Annotated in this window: 1 protein-coding gene; it reads left to right on the top strand. The window is 42.6% G+C overall.

Going from position 1 to position 432, the window contains the following annotated elements; all coding sequences use genetic code 11:
- On the top strand, positions 1 to 356 hold a 356-nt coding region (locus E3E33_RS10900), incomplete at its 5' end, for a hypothetical protein (RefSeq protein WP_206203919.1).
- Positions 357 to 432 lie beyond the last annotated feature (76 nt).

Here is a 432-nt window from a genome sequence, read left to right as displayed (position 1 = left end):
CATGCGTTTTAAACAGTTTATTTTCGGGTGGGGTTGCTCTTAAACTCGCCTGTTTTAAGCGTGTTTCCTTCATTAGCGCCCTTCGGGCGCTTTCAAAGAGAGAAACATGTCACAAAGAGCAGGTCAAAAAGAAACCCCCTCTAAAACTTGCACTTTTAAAAAAGGCACGTCATCTTCCGCCAGCGCTGAAGCTTTTGAAAAAAGCTTCACCAAAAGCTCGTAGCTCTCGCTCAAAGGCTCAAAGGAAGAAGATTTTACTGAGAAAATCGAGCCTTACAAGAGAGAACCAACCAAAACAGCCCTTTCAAAGGGTTTATTTTCCTTTGACGCCCTTCGGGCGTCGATTTAAAGGTTAAACCCATAAGCAAGGAGCAATTTGAAAAGTTCTCACACTCAGAACGACCAACTGAAAAGAAAATCACCCGAAATATA

Origin of the sequence: Thermococcus sp. GR5, from assembly GCF_012027535.1 — an archaeon.
GTDB classification, from domain to species: domain Archaea; phylum Methanobacteriota_B; class Thermococci; order Thermococcales; family Thermococcaceae; genus Thermococcus; species Thermococcus onnurineus.
This window is presented reverse-complemented; position numbering and strand designations above follow the sequence as displayed.